Raw genomic sequence first — 13,801 nt, 5'->3', positions numbered from 1 at the left:
GTCGCAGCCCCGACCCGCGGTCACGAGCGGGGGCTCCTGTCGTTTCCGTGCCCCTGGATTGGGTCATAGTGTCTGTCTTTGCCTGGTCATTGACGTTGCCGTTCTATTTACTGGGGTTATCGGTACGGCCTTTGCCGTATTATTGAGGCTGTTTGTTGCTGCGCTTTATTTTGTTGAGGGGCTTTGTTGGACAGCTATTTTACTCTGCAATCGAATATTGAGGTTTCGGGCGAATTTGTGGACCGCAAGAGCCGGTTTATTGCCCAGCTGGTCCATATTGAGTCCGAGGATGAGGCGAATGCCTTTATCGAGACCGTTCGCAAACGTCATTACGACGCTCGACACAATGTTCCCGCGTGGATTTTGGTCGATGGACGCGAGCGTCAAAGCGATGACGGTGAGCCGAGCCGCACGAGCGGTATGCCGACGCTCGAGGTGTTGCGCGGCGCGGGGCTCAAAAATGTTTGCTGCGTAGTGACGCGCTATTTTGGTGGCACGCTGTTGGGGCCTGGTGGCTTGGTACGCGCCTATACCGCGGCGACGCAAGCGGCGGTGGCCGCGGCTCGGGAGGCCGGGCAGATCGTCGAGATGACGAGCGTCGTGCCTGTTGACGTGCATGTGGCCTATCCGCAGTATGAGCAGGTGCTTCGCTTGGCGCAGGATTCGGGTGCCAAGGTTTCGGATACCGATTACGCGGATGCCGTGACACTTCACTTGGTGTTTAAGGCGGGGGAGCAGGAGTCTTTTTGCGCCAGGATGCGCGAGCTTATGGCGGGGCGCGAGGAGATCGAGGTCGGTGCTCCCGTATTTGCCGAGTTCTAACGGCGACGGCCGGCGTGCTTTTGGATGGATCCCAAGCGCGCCGGCCGTCGTTTTTCTGTGCTGCCGTTTACTCGGCGAGCTGCTTTAGTACATCACAGGCGATTTCGACGGCATCGTCGATGCAGCCGGGGCAGCTGCGAAGCGGACCCTTGTCCGATCCGATGCCCTTGAGCGTGCCGCAGACGGTCGTCGTGTTCTTCTCGCCAAAACGCTTGGCGATTTCGCGCGACAGTTTGTAGGTCTGGCCTTTGGTCTTGGGGTTTTCCATGCCGTCGCTCATCACAAAGCCCATGATGGCCACGGCGCCCGAGATGGCGCCGCAGGTTTCGGTCATGCCGCCCATGCCGGCGCCAAATCCCTCGGTGAGGGTAAAGGCGGTCTGGGGGTCGAGCCCGACGGCAGGTGCGAGCGTGCAGGCGACGGCCTGGGCGCAGTTAAAGCCACGGGCGTGGTATTCGGCAGCCTGAGCCTGACAGGCGTTGATGTCGAGCTGGGCCGTATCGATTTGCTTCATCGTTGTCTCCTTGTTCACGGTGTACCCGCCTATGGTACCCGTGACGGGGCATGTAATCATCGAGAGCTTCATGTATGCCTCGTTTTTATCTATCGAACAAATGCCCAAGGCTTGAGATAAATACCCCTGATCAATTTGTCCCTTAACCTACCTTGGGGATGGGTTGTGAGGGGTGCGGGGTAGCGGTATCGTGAACCGGATAAAACTAAAACCCAGGCAAGGGAGCTAGATATGAGCGAGCAGACCATCGGTACTACATGTGTTCAGGGCGGCTATCACCCGGGAGATGCCGAGCCGCGCCAGGTGCCCATCTACCAGTCCACCACGTGGAAATACGACACGTCGGAGCACATGGGCAAGCTGTTTGACCTGGAGGAGTCTGGTTACTTCTACAGCCGTCTGCAGAACCCCACGTGCGATCTGGTTGCCGCCAAGATCTGCGAGATGGAGGGCGGCACCGCTGCGATGCTCACGAGCTCGGGCATGGCTGCGAACTTCCTCGCGATCTTTAACGTGGCCGGTGCCGGCGATCACGTGGTCGCGAGCTCTGCCATCTATGGCGGTACCTACAACCTGCTCGCCCATACTATGGAGCGCATGGGTCTGACCTGCACGTTCGTTGCCCCCGACTGCACCGACGAGGAGCTCGAGGCAGCCTTTGAGCCCAATACCAAGCTCGTCTTTGGCGAGACGATCGCCAATCCCGCCCTTGCCGTGCTCGATATTGAGCGCTTTGCCAAGGCCGCGCATGACCACGGCGTGCCGCTGATGGTCGATAACACCTTCCCGACGCCCGTGATGTGCCGCCCCTTTGAGTGGGGCGCCGACATCGTTACGCACTCCACCACCAAGTACATGGATGGACATGCTGCCTACCTGGGCGGCGTGATCGTCGACCACGGCCAGTTTGACTGGATGGCCCATGCGGACAAGTTCCCGGGTCTCACCACGCCTGACGAGAGCTACCATGGCGTGACCTATGCCGAGAAGTTCGGTCGCGAGGGCGCCTTCATTACCAAGGCCACCGCGCAGCTCATGCGCGATCTTGGCCCCATGCAGAACCCGCAGGCGGCGTTCTTCTTGAACAGCTCGCTCGAGAGCCTGCATGTGCGCATGCCGCGTCATTGCGAGAACGGCCTGGCCGTTGCCAAGTTCCTGCAGAGCCATCCCAAGGTGCGCTTCGTGAGCTATCCGGGTCTGGAGGGCGACAAGTACTATGACCTCGCTCAGAAGTACATGCCAAACGGTACCTGCGGCGTTGTGAGCTTTGGCTTTAATGGTGGTCGCGCGGCGGCCGAGACCTTTATGAAGAGCCTCAAGCTCGCCCAGATCGCCACGCACGTGGCCGACGCCCGCACTTGTTGCCTGCATCCCGCTAATGCCACACATCGTCAGATGAACGATGAGGAGCTCATCGCCTGTGGCATCTCCGCCGACATGGTACGCCTGTCGTGTGGCCTCGAGGACACGGCCGACTTGATTGCCGACCTTGAGCAGGCACTCGAGCAGTGCTAGGCTAGCGTTCGCATAAGGCGCCGATGCTGGCAGAAAGCTTCGGCGACCTTTCGTTCCGATTCCGTAGGCGGGACCCCAATCGCGGCTGTTTGCAGGCGATCGGGGCCCCGTTTTTTTGCGTTAGGCCACTCGAAAGGATGGATATGGAGAAAACTGCAGAGCAGTTGCGCCGCGAGCACATTGCTCTAGAGGGTGACACCCATGGCAAGAACAAATGGGCGATTCTGTTTACCGTGCTCATCATGACGTTTATGGTGTGTCTGGATTCGACCGTCGTTACCGTGGCGCTGCCCGTGATGCAAAAGGAGCTGGGCGTGGGCCTCGATCGCATTCAGCTGGTAAGCTCGGTGTATCTGCTTGCGACATGCGTGGCTATGTTGCCGTTTGGCCGTCTGGGCGACGTGCGCGGCAAGGTGAATGTGTTCCAGCTGGGCGTCATCGTCTTTTCGGTCGGTTCGCTGCTGTGCGGCCTTTCGGCCTCGCTCGAGGTTCTTATCCTGGCACGCATTGTTCAGGGCATCGGTTGCGCGGCGGCCATGGCTAACAACATGGGTATCATCACCGAGTCGTTTCCGGCGCGCGAACGTGGCCGTGCCATGGGTATTCTCGCGACCTTCGTGGCCCTCGGCATGATGTGTGGCCCCGTGCTCGGTGGCATGCTGGTGGCAAGCTTTCCCTGGGAGAGCATCTTCCTCATCAACCTGCCCATTGGCGTCATCTCGTTTATCGTGGGGCTCTACACGTTGCCGCATGTTAAGCCGGAGGCCGGCGACCGTCCCATGTCCCTTGCCGAGGCCGCTCGTCGCTGCTTTGCAAATTCGGCCTTTACCATCAACCTTGCCTGCATGCTCATCGTGTTCGTTGGTATTGGCGCATCCGAGTTTATCCTGCCGTTCTATTTTCAGGACGCCCACGGCTTTGGTTCCGACATTTCCGGATTGCTGTTTTTGGCGCTGCCGATGGTGAATGCCTTTATCGGCCCGCTTTCGGGTGCGGTTTCGGACCGTGTTGGCTGCGAGGGTCCCACGGCGGTCGGCCTGGGCGTGTACGTGTGCGGGCTCTTTGCGGTAAGTACGCTCGACGAGCACTCTTCCATCCCTGTGATTGTGTGCTGTGCCGCGTTTATGTCGTGCGGTACGTCGATTTTCCAGAGCCCCAACAACTCGCTGTATATGGGCTCGGCTCCGCGCGAAGCGCTCGGCTTTGCGGGCAGCCTGGGTAGTTTGGCACGCTACGCCGGCATGGCGCTCGGCATTACGGCGGCGTCGCATATCCTGTATGGGCAGATGAGCGTGGCAATGGGCGAGGCCGTGACCAGTTTTGTTACAGGTCGTCCGGACGTATTCCTATTCGGCTTTCGCTCGGTGTTCTACGTACTCATGGCTGTGGCCGCCGTGGGCTTTGCGCTTGCCATGGTGCGTTTGGTGAAGATGCGCGCCCGCCATTAGCATGTTGGGAGGCTGTCTGCCACGATTCGCGCCGTCCCAAAAAGACTGGTTTGTGGTGCGATGTGGCTTGTGGGGCGGGCGGGGGTCGGTCCGTGGTAGACTATCGAACAACGTTTATTAATCGCGCGGTATCGTTGCCGCGAGAAGGGGTTGCGCCATGCAGGAGCTTGAGGATCGTATTCGCCATGACGGCATCGTAAAGGCCGGTAACGTCCTTAAGGTCGATGCCTTCCTCAACCACCAGTGCGACGTTGAGCTGTTCGACCACATGGGTGCCGAGTGGGCCCGTCTGTTCGAGGGTGTCGAGATCAACAAGATCCTGACGATTGAGGCTTCGGGCATTGGCATGGCCTGCATCGCAGCTCAGCATTTTGGCGGCGTGCCGGTGGTCTTTGCCAAGAAGGCGCAGTCCATCAACCTCGATGGCGAGCAGTATGCCACGACCATCTACTCCTTCACCAAGCAGAAGGAGTACCCGGTCATTGTAGGTAAGCGCTTCCTGTCCGAGGGCGACAAGGTTCTGATCATCGACGACTTCTTGGCTAACGGCTGTGCGCTTGAGGGTCTCATCAAGATCTGCGAGGCTGCGGGCGCCGAGGTTGCCGGCATCGGTATTGCCGTGGAGAAGGGCTTCCAGGGCGGCGGCGATAAGCTCCGTCAGCGCGGCTTCCGCGTTGAGAGCCTGGCCCGTATCGCCGATATGGACTGCGAGAACGGCGAGATCACCTTCGCCTAAGCGCGCAACACAAGCGATTGGTATGCGATGTGACAAAGGGACTTTCCCTTTGTCACATTTTTTATGAGGGGAGGTGTTGATATGGATGAGAACAAGATGGGATGGCGTGAGTATGCGCGCTATGCCGAGATGTCGGTCGAGGAGCTGGCGCACGATTGCGAGGTACAGGTGTTTCGCGCGACAGGTCCGGGCGGGCAGGGCGTGAACACGACGGACTCTGCGGTGCGCATGAAACATGGGCCCACGGGGATTGTCGTGACGGCGCGTGAGAGCCGCAGCCAGTTTCAGAATCGCGCGAGCTGTCTGCGTAAGCTGCGCGCTGAGCTTGAGCGTCGCGGGCGTCCACCGCGTCGACGCGTAAAGACCAAGGTGCCTCAGCGCTCTCGCCAGCGCAGGCTCAACGACAAGCACTTCAACGCCATTAAAAAGGCCAACCGTCGCAAGCTGGGCGGGGAGGAATGATCTTATCAATAAGTTGCGGTGAAATAGGGACTGTTTTGCGGCTTTAGATGCATAAACAGTCCCTATTTCACCGCAACTTAGGTGGGGTTAGCGGGTGGGATGCCAGACGTGGAGGGCGCCGGCGAGGATGTCGACCTCGATGCGTGAGGCGACAACGGGCTCGCCGTCGGCCTGGATGGGGTAGTCGGGCTCCTCAAAAGTGAGCTCGGCATGGCGGCATCGGCGCATGCGAACCGGTGGCAACTTGGTATGGTGGCCGTCCTTGGCCGAAAGAAACATAGGCAGGGCAACCGCACGCGGAACGGGGCCGCAGGCGTAGCAGACGTCGAGTACGCCGTCGCAGGGGTCGGCATCGGGGCAGATGCGATAGCCCGAGCCATAGGTAGGACCCAGCTGAATTGCCATGATGATCGCCCGCACGCGCTCGGCGGGCGCGCCATCAAAGCTGATGGTCATGGGGTAGTTGCGATAGCGCAGGCCAAACTGCTCAAGTCCCGATAGGGTGTAGAGCGGAGCGCCGGCGAGGCCCGTCTTTTTGCGCAGCTCGGTGGTGCCCAGGCCGATGGCGGCATCGATGCCGACCGAGAGCGTCTGGTCGTAGTACTCAACGGTAGCCTCGCCGCTGCCGCTCGCAGGGCTCCACGAGCGAATGCGCCCGATGTCCTGACGCTGCAGCTCGCAGGTGAGCAGCGCGCCAAAATCCTTACCGGAGAAATCGTCGATGCCGAGCGTTTGGGCAAAATCGTTGCCAGAGCCCACGGGTAGGATGGCAAGAGCGGGGCGGGTGTCCTCCTCTTGCGTCATAAGCCCGTTGACGACCTCGTGAATCACGCCGTCGCCGCCAAGGGCGATAACGGTGCGATAGCCCTGGGCCTGTGCGGCCAGCTCCTTGGCGTGTCCCATGCGCTCGGTTAGCACCAAGTCAAACTGGGATGCGCGTGCAGTCATGTCCAAAAAGCGTTGCAGGCGCTCGGCAACTTCGTGCGCCGCACCCGACTGGGCGGCTGGGTTGGCGATGATGAGCGTGCGGCCAAAATCAGTTGCGTGCATGGGGCGACTCCCGGCGTATGACGTGACGGTGCGGTCGCGCTCAGGTCGAATTGCCCCCGATTGTGGCTGCACGTCGAATACTTACGTCTACTCTATCAGGTCGTTGTGGCGCTCGATAGCATCCGCTACCGTACCGCCCTCATCCACAATAAGCGAACGGCGCTTGGGCGAGATGATGCGCTGGGCGGGGTACACGCCGCGGTGTCCGGCAGTTAGGTAGCTGATAAAGGCCACGATGACAAAGAACCCGGCTGCCGTGCCGTGGAACAGGTCGATGGCCATCATGCAGGTGGTGATGGGCACGTTGAGGCCGGCACAGAACACGCCGAGCATGCCGAGAGCCGCCAGAAAACTGGGGTCGATTCCGACGAGGCAACCGATCCAGCCGCCGAGCGCCGCACCGATGCCAAACAGGGGCGTGACCTCGCCGCCTTGGAAGCCCGCACCCAGGGTAAGCGCTGTGACGACCAACTTGATGGCTGCGTCTGCCAGGGTGGTGTTGCCGGCAAATCCGGCGCCGGAAAGCCACGTGGAAAGGCCGGCGTAGTCCCAGGCGTCGAGAAGGGCATAGGCGGCCAAAACCACGAGTGCGCCTATGAGTGCGCGAACGAGGTAATTGGTGATAAAGCGACCGTACAGGCTCTTGACGGTTCGAACTGACCAGGCAAAGAGGCGTGCCGTCAGACCGAAGATAATGGCGCTGATAACAACGATGACAACCGTCCGTGGTGTCATGTTGGGAACGCTGGCGATGACATTCGCTTCGTACTCGGTACCCAGGGCGAGTGATGTAAAGTAGCCGGTAAACGAGGCGACCAGGCAGTAGATGCCCGCGGTGTAGTCGATCTTGCCGATAAAGCACATCTCCATGCCAAAGAAAGCTCCGGCAAGGGGCGAACCGAATACGGCGCCAAAGGCCGACGAGATGCCGGCGAGCATGAGGTCGTGGTGGTCATGCTTTTTGAGGTGGGCGAGGCTCGAGATGTTGCTGGCGATGGTGCCGCCAATCTGCACCGCAGCTCCCTCACGACCGGCCGATCCGCCGGTGAGGTGCGTGAGCGTGGAGCAGACGAAGGTGAGGACGGCCATGCGCATATGGATGAGGCGTGTGCCCAGAGCGGAGTCGATGACCAGGTTGTTACCGCGTTTGGCGGCAAGACCGTGGTTTTTGTACACCCATGCGGTGGCAACGCCCACAACGGGAAGCAGCGCGTAAATCCACGCATGGTGCTCGCGATAGTCAGTCGCGATATTCAACGAGGCCAAAAACGCCCAAGCGGCAACGCCCATGGCGAGCGATACGGTGACGACGAGCACGAGCAACTTGGCGCTCACGAGTAGGTTGCGGACGTTGCGGCGCGTGTCGGCAGCTAAGAGATGCTCGGAGCGAGTGAGCTGATGTCTGCCTGCCATGATGACGTCGTTCAGGGAGAAAAAGCCGCCGTCGTCGAGCGGCTGGGAATGATCCTGCGTTTCGTTTGCGCTTTCGGTTTTGTCGTTATGAGCCATACGTTCCTCTTTTAGGTTGCAACGCAAGCATTATAAAACGCGGTAAACGCGACGAGCCGGTGGGTTGGTTTCCATTCTGTTTCGCGGCCTGCAACCGACAGGTGTATTTGCGGGTACAGGCCGAGTCGCGGCCGTGCATCGGGGGATTATACTGAGAAAAGCATAAAGAATCGGCGCCCCTGTTGTGCGCCGTGGCATTAAGAGGTGCATATGGCAGAGAAACTCATTCCACTGGAGGACGCGCAGTCGATTGTCCTGTCGCACGTTGCTCCGACGGATCTCATCGAGATTCCCGTGTGGCAGGCCGCCGGTCTTCCCTTGGCCGAGGACGCGGTGGCCGATATCGACATCTCGCCGTTTGCCAACAGCGCTATGGACGGATATGCCGTGCGCTCGGCGGACTTGGCGCAGGCATCTGGCGAGGCGCCGGTGACGCTCGACGTTATCGGACACGAGGCCGCGGGCCATGTGTTTGAGGGCGCAATCGGCGCGGGCGAGACGGTCCGCATCATGACGGGCGCGCCGGTACCCGAAGGTGCCGATGCCGTTGTGAAGTACGAGATCGTCGATGTGCTTGACGGTGACGGCAACGAGGGCTCGCGTGTGAGGTTCTCGGCGCCGGCCAAGGTGGGGGAGAACGTTCGCTCTGCCGCCGAGGAGGCCCATGCCGGCGATGTTGTGATGCATGCCGGCGAGGTCGTGGCTCCGGCGGGCGCGGGTCTGTTGGCAAGCGCCGGATATGCGAGCGTGAAGGTGCACGCTGCCCCACGTGTGGGCATTATCTCGCTGGGCACGGAACTGGTCGCACCGAGTAAGGTACCGGCGCGCGGTCAGATTCGCGATTCCAACTCTTCGGCGCTGATGGCCGAGGCACTCGATGCCGGCGCCGAGCCCGTGTTCTACGGCATTGCGCCCGATGATGAGCAGGCGATTGCCGAGCTGGTGCATCGTGCCGTGCAGGAGTGCGATTTTGTCATTACGAGCGGCGGTGCCTCGGCGGGCGACTACGACTATGTGACGGCACTGGTCCATCGCGAGGGCGAGGTGCTCTTCGACCGCATCTCGATGCGTCCGGGCAAGGCTATCACGTTTGGCTTGCTCGGGGGTAAGCCCTACCTGGGGCTTTCAGGCAATCCTGCCGCGGCGTATGTGGGCTTTGAGATGCTCGCCCGTCCGGCGATTCGCAAGATGCGCGGCTTTGCCGAGGGTGCGCGTCCCGTGCAGCAGGCGACGCTCACGCATAGCGTGAAAAAGCGACAGCATCGCCGCTTCTTCGATCGCGCCACGGTTTTGCGCGACCCCGAGACCGGTGAGTTGTTGGTGACCGAGGCCAAGACGCAGAATTCGGCGCTGCTTGGAACCATGCAGCGTGCGAACTGCCTGTTGCGTATTCACGAAGGACCGTGCGACCTTGCGGCGGGCGACGTCGTGGATGTCGTGCGTGTCGACCTGCCTGAGGGCACGGTGCTATAGGAGGAATGCTATGGAGTTGAAGATTTCGATTGTGACGTGCTCGGATACGCGCGATCTTGCCCAGGACGAGGCGGGTGCTGCGCTCGAGGAGCTTATCGTGGCACAGGGCTGGACGGTCGCCTCGCATGTGGTCGTGCGTGACGACGTCAGCGAGATCGGTGATGCCATTGCGGAAGCCGCCGATGAGTGCCACGCCAATGTCGTGCTCACCTGCGGCGGCACGGGGCTTTCGATGCGCGACGTAACACCCGAGGCGACGCGTGCCGTCTGTGACCGCGATGTGCCGGGTATTGCCGAGGCAATCCGTGCGTATTCGATGACCAAGACGCGCCGCGCTATGCTCTCGCGCGCTATTTGCATGCAACGAGGTCATACACTTGTCGTAAACTTTCCCGGTTCTACGAAGGCCGCCCGCGAAAGCTGGGAGGCCATAGCAGACCAGCTGGAGCATGCGGCTCAGATGACAGCGGGCGGCGGACATACCAACTAAGCGGTTTACCTGCGGCGGGGCGACCTGAACGGCTGCTCCGCCTTTGTTTTCCGCCGAAGCGACGCCGAGGTGCACGGTAATTCGAAACTATATTCTCTGACGAGAATAATTTCTCACTTTCATTATTCGCGCAGAAGTATAATCTGATTGCAGATTAAAGCCCGCGGTGGGGTACCCGGGCACAAGATCCGAAAGGGTTGAATATGTTCGATATGGTTTCACGCCGCGGATTCGTTTCGCTTTCTGCTGTCGCCGCTGCCGGCCTTGGTCTTGCCGGCTGTTCGGGCAGCAAGACGTCCGAGCCGGCCGGATCCGATGCCGGTTCTGCTAAGGCATCTTCCAAGAAAGCTGTCGAGCTGCAGGTCTTTGCCGCCAACTCGCTCGAGAAGGCTCTGCCGGAGGTTCAGGAGCTTTACACCGAGCAGACCGGCACCACGTTTGCCGACACGCAGTTTAAGGCGTCTGGCGACCTCGTCGAGCAGATGAAGGCCGGCGCTGCCGTCGACGTGCTCATCACCGCTTCCAAGGGCACCATGGATGACGCCGAGACCGCTGAGCTCGTCGATGCCGATACCCGCGAGGACATGTTCGTCAACGATCTCGTGATCATTCGCGCCGAGGGCTCCGACACCAAGGTCGAGGCCATCGCCGACGTCGCGAACCTGGACGGTAAGATCGCCATTGGCGACGCCAAGACCGTCCCCGCCGGCAAGTACGCCAACCAGGCGCTGGCTTCCGTGGGCCTCTACACCGGCACCGAGGGCGACGACGGCGAGTATGCGCCCGAGATCGCCGAAAAGGTGGCCCTGGCCGACAAAGTTGGTACCGCCGCCGCCTATGTGTCCACGGGCGACTGCGTGGCCGGCTTTGTCTACAGCTCCGATATCTTCCGCTACGACGGCATCGAGGAGGCCTTTGTGTGTCCCGAGGATTCGCACAAGCCCATCGTGTATCCGGGTGCCGTTGCCGAGAGCTCTGAGCACGCCGACGAAGCCAAGGCGTTCATCGACTTCTGTCTGTCCAACAGGAAGGCTCAGAAGATTTGGGCTAAGTACGGCTTTGAGCTTTCCGCGTAGTGCGGCTTGGCGCGATAATTCCATCGTTTTGTGTCTCACTCCGTCCTTATATTCGCTTGGAGCTTTTCGTGCTTAATAGATTCCGCATCCTTGTCGCCTGTGCTTTGACCTTCGCGCTTTGCTGGGTGCCGGGATTTGCGTTTGCTGGGGACGCTGAGGACGGGGCCCAGGTTGCTGCGACTGCTCATGGGCTTTCCTATGGGATCGAGGGTTTTGAGCGGTTGGCCAAGGGGACCGCTCGTGCCATGGAGGGCCAGCCTGAGGGCTACCGGTTTCCCGTTGACGAGGACGTGGACCTTGTAGTGGCGCCTGCTGCCGATCGCGTTGTGGTGTGGATATCGCCCAAGGCGATCGAGAGGTATGGATTGGATCCGCAGAACAACGAGTGCGTATCGGGTCTCAAGGCCCTCGTCTGTGAGCTCGACAGCGCAAACTGTATGGGAGGTGCGCAGCTAGGGGACGTGGATCTTCCTTGGTATGTCACGGCGGAAACAACGTTTGATGCCGGCGGGTATACCTATGGCTTTGGCGAGCGCGGTGCGGATGGGGGCCGCTATGTGGTGATTGCATCAGCCTCGGGTGATGCCAAAGGCGGCGCGCGTTGGCTTGATAGCGCTCAAATGGTAGAAGCATCGTCTGTCGTGTTGCGGGATGAGCAGGGGCCCTTGACCTCTCTGGCCTCCTTATTGGGCGGCATCGACTACCGACCGTTTTGGGTGTCCATTAAAACGAGCGGCCTTGCCCTGCTGATCTCCTTTGCGCTGGGCCTGTTTGCCGCGTGGAAGACCATGGGCACCTCGAGTCGCATCAAGGGCCTGCTCGACTCGGTCTTTACCATCCCCATGGTGTTGCCGCCCACGGTCTGCGGCTTTCTGCTCCTTATGCTGTTTGGCCGCTCGACCGGGGTGGGCCAGTGGCTTATCGCGCACGGCGTCTCGATTGTCTTTACGTGGCCGGCGGCGGTGATCTCTGCCGTGGTGGTATCGTTTCCCCTGGTCTACCGTACGGCGCTCGGCGCCTTTGAGAGCCTCGACACGCAAATGCTCGATGCGGCGCGCACGCTGGGCTGGTCCGAGCGACGCATCTTCACCAAACTCATGATGCCGCTCGGCTGGCCCTCGATTGCCGCCGGCACGGTGCTCGCCTTTGCCCGCGCCATGGGCGAGTTTGGCTGCACCCTGTTCTTTGCGGGCAACTATGCCGGTATTACGCAGACCATTCCCATTGCGATTTACTTTGAATGGATGGGCGGCAATACGTCGGTGGCCCTCTTTTGGGTCGTGGTCGTAATAGCGTTCAGCTTCCTAGTCATCCTGTTCATCAACATGTACACGGCGCATTCGCAAAAATACCGCGAGCGTGGCCTTTCCCGTGCGGAACGTAAGCAGGCCAAAGATCTCGCCGGACAGGGCGATTCACTCGACCCGGCGGGCGGTGATGCCTTGCGTATCGATCGCGAGGCACTGGCCGAGCTCATGCGCGATGAGCCCGCTATGCAGGGAGGTCGATAGGCCATGTCACTCGTTCTGGACATAAAAAAGCGCTATCCGGGGTTTATGCTCGATATGCAGCTTGAGGCCGGCGAGGATCGTGTGGCGCTGCTTGGTGCCTCGGGCTGCGGCAAGAGCTGCACGCTGCGTTGCATTGCCGGCGTGGAGACGCCCGACGAGGGCAAGATCGTCGTCAACGGCGTGACCTTTTTTGACTCGGCGGCTGGCATCAACCTGTCACCCCAGGAGCGAAAATGCGCCCTGTTGTTTCAAAACTATCAGCTGTTTCCCAACATGACGGTGGCCGATAACGTATGCGCCGGTGTAAAGGATGCTGGCGACGCCGCCGCGCGCAAAAAGCTCGCCGAGCGCTATTTGGGCATTTTCGGTCTGGCCGATTTTGTCGATCGCTACCCCGCGCGACTCTCGGGCGGGCAGCAGCAACGCGTGGCGCTTGCCCGTATGGTGGCGGCGCATCCGGGCATTTTTATGTTCGACGAGCCCATGAGCGCGCTCGATGCGTATCTCAAGAGCGCGCTTGAGCAAAACATGCTCGACCTGTTCGATGTATGCAACCGCACCGTGCTCTACGTGAGCCACGACATCGACGAAGCGTGCCGCCTGTGCCAGCGCATCTGCGTGATGCACGACGGGCATGTTGAGGAGATCGGCTCCGTCGAGGACGTGGTCCGCCGTCCGCAGACGCTGGCGGCGCTGCGCCTGACGGGCTGCAAGAACACAAGCCGGGCGCGCAAGATCGGGTCTCAGGAAGTTGAAGCCCTGGACTGGGGCATGACCTTTAACGTGGGCCATGAGGTTCCCGATAACGTGACGTACCTCGGTATTCGTGCGAGCTACTTCCATGTTGACAATCGCGCGGAGCGCGGTCGCAACAGCTACGATTTGCACGTGGCCCGTGTGAGCGATTCGCGCTTTGAGCGGCTGGTGCTGCTGGACGTGCCGCGTGCTGATGCGCCCACGCGTCTGCAGTGGAAGGTGAATAAGGTGAGTGTACCCGTGGAAGAGCTGCCGCAGGCGGGTGAGACTCTGCGCATGCATTTTGATGCAAGCAGGATTCATCTCGTTTGCCGATAATGCGGGTGCGATGCGGTCGAGGAGGTAGTCCTCGACCGCTTTGTTTCAAGACTTTAGTCCGCTGGCCGCGCAGCGGCCAGCTTTAAACCACCCGCTACGCGGGTGGAGACAAACGGCTTTA

12 protein-coding genes and 1 pseudogene are annotated in these 13,801 nt (G+C 60.6%); 10 read left to right on the top strand and 3 right to left on the bottom strand.

The genetic code is table 11. The features are described from left to right. The first annotated feature begins 183 nt into the window (after positions 1 to 183). The gene (locus I2G40_RS09295) at positions 184 to 822 is read left to right on the top strand and encodes a YigZ family protein (RefSeq protein ID WP_192923900.1); all 639 of its coding nucleotides are present in this window, start codon (positions 184 to 186) and stop codon (positions 820 to 822) included. A gap of 67 nt (positions 823 to 889) precedes the next feature. On the opposite strand, the gene I2G40_RS09290 is transcribed toward I2G40_RS09295, so the two are convergent. Continuing rightward, positions 890 to 1,336, bottom strand: a complete 447-nt coding sequence (locus tag I2G40_RS09290; RefSeq protein ID WP_229090749.1) for a C-GCAxxG-C-C family protein — start codon at positions 1,334 to 1,336, stop codon at positions 890 to 892. 231 nt (positions 1,337 to 1,567) lie between these two features. Here I2G40_RS09290 and I2G40_RS09285 point away from each other — a divergent pair, with 231 nt between their 5' ends. The 4 genes and pseudogenes from I2G40_RS09285 to I2G40_RS09270 form a co-directional block, all read left to right on the top strand. After that, entirely contained in the window at positions 1,568 to 2,851 is a 1,284-nt protein-coding gene (locus I2G40_RS09285) for an O-acetylhomoserine aminocarboxypropyltransferase/cysteine synthase family protein (protein ID WP_117820360.1), read from the top strand. Between the two features lie 143 nt (positions 2,852 to 2,994). Next, positions 2,995 to 4,299, top strand: a complete 1,305-nt coding sequence (locus I2G40_RS09280; protein WP_195544896.1) for an MFS transporter — start codon at positions 2,995 to 2,997, stop codon at positions 4,297 to 4,299. A 157-nt stretch (positions 4,300 to 4,456) separates the two neighbouring features. Beyond that, on the top strand, positions 4,457 to 5,035 hold the full coding sequence (locus I2G40_RS09275; RefSeq protein ID WP_195544895.1) for a xanthine phosphoribosyltransferase: 579 nt from the start codon (positions 4,457 to 4,459) through the stop codon (positions 5,033 to 5,035). A 153-nt stretch (positions 5,036 to 5,188) separates the two neighbouring features. Beyond that, positions 5,189 to 5,497 (top strand): annotated as a pseudogene (locus I2G40_RS09270) (peptide chain release factor family protein); the annotation flags it as partial. Positions 5,498 to 5,584: 87 nt separating this feature from the next. Here I2G40_RS09270 and I2G40_RS09265 read toward each other — a convergent pair. Beyond that, positions 5,585 to 6,547 carry a diacylglycerol/lipid kinase family protein gene (locus tag I2G40_RS09265; RefSeq protein ID WP_195544893.1) on the bottom strand — a complete coding sequence of 321 codons (963 nt, stop codon included), beginning with the start codon at positions 6,545 to 6,547 and terminating at the stop codon, positions 5,585 to 5,587. A gap of 87 nt (positions 6,548 to 6,634) precedes the next feature. Further along, a complete protein-coding gene (locus I2G40_RS09260; RefSeq protein WP_195544892.1) occupies positions 6,635 to 8,056 on the bottom strand; it encodes a chloride channel protein in 1,422 nt (473 codons plus the stop codon). A gap of 210 nt (positions 8,057 to 8,266) precedes the next feature. Here I2G40_RS09260 and I2G40_RS09255 point away from each other — a divergent pair, with 210 nt between their 5' ends. The 5 genes from I2G40_RS09255 to I2G40_RS09235 all read left to right on the top strand — a co-directional run bounded on the left by I2G40_RS09255 (position 8,267) and on the right by I2G40_RS09235 (position 13,680). Continuing rightward, on the top strand, positions 8,267 to 9,529 hold the full coding sequence (locus I2G40_RS09255; protein ID WP_195544891.1) for a molybdopterin molybdotransferase MoeA: 1,263 nt from the start codon (positions 8,267 to 8,269) through the stop codon (positions 9,527 to 9,529). 10 nt (positions 9,530 to 9,539) lie between these two features. Further along, positions 9,540 to 10,019, top strand: coding sequence for a MogA/MoaB family molybdenum cofactor biosynthesis protein (locus I2G40_RS09250; RefSeq protein WP_035138021.1), 480 nt, complete (start codon positions 9,540 to 9,542; stop codon positions 10,017 to 10,019). 203 nt (positions 10,020 to 10,222) lie between these two features. Next, complete coding sequence (gene modA, locus I2G40_RS09245) at positions 10,223 to 11,095, top strand: molybdate ABC transporter substrate-binding protein (protein ID WP_035138023.1); 873 nt, start codon at positions 10,223 to 10,225, stop codon at positions 11,093 to 11,095. A 68-nt stretch (positions 11,096 to 11,163) separates the two neighbouring features. Next, positions 11,164 to 12,606 carry a molybdate ABC transporter permease subunit gene (gene modB, locus I2G40_RS09240; protein ID WP_324252603.1) on the top strand — a complete coding sequence of 481 codons (1,443 nt, stop codon included), beginning with the start codon at positions 11,164 to 11,166 and terminating at the stop codon, positions 12,604 to 12,606. Between the two features lie 3 nt (positions 12,607 to 12,609). Further along, positions 12,610 to 13,680 carry a sulfate/molybdate ABC transporter ATP-binding protein gene (locus tag I2G40_RS09235; protein ID WP_195544890.1) on the top strand — a complete coding sequence of 357 codons (1,071 nt, stop codon included), beginning with the start codon at positions 12,610 to 12,612 and terminating at the stop codon, positions 13,678 to 13,680. The last annotated feature ends 121 nt before the right edge of the window (positions 13,681 to 13,801 follow it).

It is taken from the genome of Collinsella aerofaciens (assembly GCF_015558785.1).
Taxonomy (GTDB): Bacteria; Actinomycetota; Coriobacteriia; order Coriobacteriales; family Coriobacteriaceae; genus Collinsella; species Collinsella aerofaciens_P.
Note: the sequence above shows the minus strand (reverse complement) of the source record. Positions and strands in the feature narration are given on the sequence as shown.

What these genes read in the sequence shown, in the direction of transcription:
- I2G40_RS09290 (WP_229090749.1), bottom strand. Translation starts at nt 1,336, where the DNA reads ATGAAGCAAATCGATACGGCCCAGCTCGACATCAACGCCTGTCAGGCT.
- I2G40_RS09285 (WP_117820360.1), top strand. Translation starts at nt 1,568, where the DNA reads ATGAGCGAGCAGACCATCGGTACTACATGTGTTCAGGGCGGCTATCAC.
- I2G40_RS09280 (WP_195544896.1), top strand. Translation starts at nt 2,995, where the DNA reads ATGGAGAAAACTGCAGAGCAGTTGCGCCGCGAGCACATTGCTCTAGAG.
- I2G40_RS09275 (WP_195544895.1), top strand. Translation starts at nt 4,457, where the DNA reads ATGCAGGAGCTTGAGGATCGTATTCGCCATGACGGCATCGTAAAGGCC.
- I2G40_RS09265 (WP_195544893.1), bottom strand. Translation starts at nt 6,547, where the DNA reads ATGCACGCAACTGATTTTGGCCGCACGCTCATCATCGCCAACCCAGCC.
- I2G40_RS09260 (WP_195544892.1), bottom strand. Translation starts at nt 8,056, where the DNA reads ATGGCTCATAACGACAAAACCGAAAGCGCAAACGAAACGCAGGATCAT.
- I2G40_RS09255 (WP_195544891.1), top strand. Translation starts at nt 8,267, where the DNA reads ATGGCAGAGAAACTCATTCCACTGGAGGACGCGCAGTCGATTGTCCTG.
- I2G40_RS09250 (WP_035138021.1), top strand. Translation starts at nt 9,540, where the DNA reads ATGGAGTTGAAGATTTCGATTGTGACGTGCTCGGATACGCGCGATCTT.
- modA (WP_035138023.1), top strand. Translation starts at nt 10,223, where the DNA reads ATGTTCGATATGGTTTCACGCCGCGGATTCGTTTCGCTTTCTGCTGTC.
- I2G40_RS09235 (WP_195544890.1), top strand. Translation starts at nt 12,610, where the DNA reads ATGTCACTCGTTCTGGACATAAAAAAGCGCTATCCGGGGTTTATGCTC.